The 2,894-nt window shown below is 64.5% G+C and carries 4 protein-coding genes; all 4 read right to left on the bottom strand.

All coding sequences use genetic code 11. The annotated features are described in order from the left end of the window. Positions 1–259 precede the first annotated feature (259 nt). Entirely contained in the window at positions 260–418 is a 159-nt protein-coding gene (locus tag DQW06_RS22065) for a DUF397 domain-containing protein (RefSeq protein WP_117199223.1), read from the bottom strand. Next, positions 405–533, bottom strand: coding sequence for a hypothetical protein (locus DQW06_RS29780; protein ID WP_255418259.1), 129 nt, complete (start codon positions 531–533; stop codon positions 405–407). Before DQW06_RS29780 ends, DQW06_RS22065 begins: the two co-directional genes overlap by 14 nt. 222 nt (positions 534–755) lie before the next feature. Continuing rightward, on the bottom strand, positions 756–1,502 hold the full coding sequence (locus tag DQW06_RS22055) for an immunity 49 family protein (protein ID WP_232833114.1): 747 nt from the start codon (positions 1,500–1,502) through the stop codon (positions 756–758). 143 nt (positions 1,503–1,645) lie between these two features. Next, on the bottom strand, positions 1,646–2,894 hold a 1,249-nt coding region (locus DQW06_RS22050), incomplete at its 5' end, for a hypothetical protein (RefSeq protein ID WP_198662515.1).

The raw sequence follows: 2,894 nt of genomic DNA, 5'->3' as shown, positions 1-2,894 counted from the left end.
AGAAGGGCAGCGCTAAACTGGCGCATGCTGGCAAGTTCCTTGTGTCTAAAGGGTGGATGTTGCTGGCCACGGCCCCGGACGGTGACATCCGTCGCGGGGTCATTTGAGTTGTGTGTTCGAGAGAGAGGATAAGGGGTGGTGGGAGTGGAATGCCAAAATAATGGGGAGTAATGTGGGGGCAAATGAGAAAACGGCCGACCAGAATGCTGGCTGGCCGTTTTTATGTCCCTTTTTTGGGAGTTTGTGGAAGAGGTGTGGATCAGGAACGCGGTCCAGGCCCCGGGGTGTGGACGAGGTGGCCGAGTCCACGGTTCCGGGTGTCGCGGACCAGGGCCGTCTGCCCCTCGGCTGCCTCGACGCAGCGTCCCGAAGCGCCGCTGTAGCTGCTCTTGCGCCAGTGGGGTTCACGCCTCGCCATCGGGTTCTTCCTCGGCCTTCCTGATTAGATCCCGGCTCGCACGGGGCGACAGCGCCTCCGGCCGGAGAACGCCGAAGAGCGTCGCGCGGTGCCGCACCGGCGTCAGGTCGTCCATGGGGGTTTCGTCCTCCATGCGCTTCGCGGAGGCGGACGCGGGGTGCGCGTGGTCCTCAATCCGTCCGATGCGCCACCCGTGCCCGCTGCCCACCGACGGAGGCAGCACCGTTCGGGTCCCGGCCGCGTCCGCCGAAAGCGTCAGTACGCGGACACGGAACCGCGCACCGGCCATCGGTCCCCGCGCCGGTCAGGTCATGGGACCGGCGCGGCGCCTGACCGGTCAGACGGGGAACTCGCCGTACCAGGAGCGCTGGAGGAGGTGCTTGGGCAGGTAGCCGGACTCGACCTCCAGGCGGAAGTCCGGGTCGACCTGGGCGGTGTCGTAGGCCAGGCAGGCCAGGGCGAGCAGGGGCAGGGACACGACTCCTTCGATGTCCTGGGCGCGTTTGGCATCGGAGATCTGGTAATCGCGGAACAGTTCCAGCCCTTGGGCGAGGGCGTCGTTGAACTTCTCGGTGTCGCGCTCGACCAGGCGCAGGAAGGCGTTCATCGGGGGGAAGACGATCATTCCCAAGAGCTCGGGGGAGCCGATACCCGCGCGGTCGGGTGCGGACAGCTCCATCGCGGCCAGGAGTTCCTCGCCCAGGCCGGGGCGGTTGAGGACGAAGGCCTGGAGCGCGGAGATCCAGTGGTAGGTGAAGGGGTTGTACTGGGTCCCCTCGCTCTCCCCGGCCTCACGCAGGCGGTCGACGGAGATCTCGCACAGTTCGCGGTAGCGCTTCTGGTCGCGGCAGACGACGGCGAGGAAGAAGGCCGTGAGCCAGTTGCTGGCATTGGTGCAGTAGCGCGGTCCGGTGGCTTTGGGGTGTCGAACCTGGTGGTTGACCATGAGTTCGAGTTCGGTGCCCGGTGGGTTGGTGGTCATCGCGAACATGGCGTGGTGCATCTGCATCGCGGTGACCCAGGCCTCCCAGGTGTCCACCTGAGCCGCATCGGGGTCCGAGTGGACGCTGAACAGCGCATTCAAGTAGAGCGTCGTCAGGGAGAAGTAGATAGTGCCGGCATCCTCGGTATCGAGCCGAGCCGACCAAGCGTCGCGGTTGAGCTTGTTCAACTCCCAAATCTCTTCTTCGGGTGCGCGGTTCAGATCATGCCGGGGAATGCTGCGCATTATGAAATCTGCTCTCTGTATCGGTTGTTGAACAGCCTCAGGGAGTTGCCTTCGTATTTCCCGCCCTGCGGGTTGCCCTTTGCCTCCACATAGTGCACCCTGCTCTTGGTCGGGTCTTCATCCATGCTAAGCCGAATCTTCTGGGCGAGGATCATTTCCTTGCCGCCCCGCTTCTCCATTTCCTTCAGGATGTCCTCGAAGTACTCCCTGGTGCCCTGGCTCACCCTCTTGGGTGATCCCTGGGAATCTTTGACGACCCTGTCCCCGAGCTCCGTCTTCAGGCTGCTCTTCGCCTCCACGATGACGTAGCCGCCGCCGTCCTTCGGGTCGACCTCCCAGATCTGGTCGAACTGGTCGTTTCCGTTGCCGGGGCCCATACCGTCGAGGTCCAGCGGGTTGGGGTTCTCAGGAGTCGACTCCCTCAGGCGGGGAAGGCGGATCTCTCTCTTCTCCTTTTCGAGAACCGGCTGCCTGTTCTCGTCCAGTACCGGCTTGCCGTCCTTGTCACGGACCGGCTCTTGGTACCAGACCTTCTTGGTGCCGTCGAAGTTCTCTCGGACCGCCTGCTGAGCCGCTCCCTCACCGAAGTTCTCCGACGCTGCCGTCGACTTATGGAAGTAGGGACGACGGTCCTCGCGCGCCTTCGCCAGCTTCTCGGCGATGGAAGCGGAGGGGTTCGCCTTGTGAGCCGCCTTGTACTCCTTGACCTTGTCGTTGAAGGGCTTGAGCTTCTCGATGGCCTTGGCTCGCACATCCGCGAGCTTGTCGAGGGTCTGCCTGATCACCTCGGGAACCCCGGCCCTGATCCCCGTAGCCGCGTCTCCGAGGTACTTGGGCGGGAGCGGCGGCGGAAGGGCCTCCCTGGCGGTCCACTCGCCCTTCTTTCCGTCCCAGATCAGGGAGGGGATGGCCTCCCCGTTGACCACGGAATCGGTCCTGTACCTGTAGCCGCGCTTGTCGTAGAAGGCTTCGAGCAGGAGGGGACGCTTGTTGGTCGGCGGGTCGATGAAGTGCGTGTTGACCGCGTCGACGAAATTGCGGACGAAGTCCTCGTCGGTGCCCATATCCCTGTCACGCAGGAGATCACGGACCCTCTCCTGTAGAGCAGCCCTCTCCGGGGTGATCGGGCGCCCTGTGTCGGTGCCGCTGTCAGTGCCGTCCGAGCCGCTGTCGGAGTCGCTCCCGTCGAGCGGTGTGCCCCGGGACTCCGGGCCGTTCGCATCGTCGTCCGGCAGCCGTCCCCCGCCC

Origin of the sequence: Nocardiopsis sp. TNDT3, assembly GCF_003427465.1 — a bacterium.
Classification (GTDB): domain Bacteria; phylum Actinomycetota; class Actinomycetes; order Streptosporangiales; family Streptosporangiaceae; genus Nocardiopsis; species Nocardiopsis dassonvillei.
The sequence above is the reverse complement of the archived record's forward strand: the minus strand, read 5'-3'. Positions and strand labels throughout refer to the sequence as shown.

Bases quoted from the DNA above. Each gene is read 5' to 3' on its own strand.
- DQW06_RS22065 (WP_117199223.1), bottom strand. From the start codon at position 418: ATGGCGAGGCGTGAACCCCACTGGCGCAAGAGCAGCTACAGCGGCGCT.
- DQW06_RS29780 (WP_255418259.1), bottom strand. From the start codon at position 533: ATGGACGACCTGACGCCGGTGCGGCACCGCGCGACGCTCTTCGGCGTT.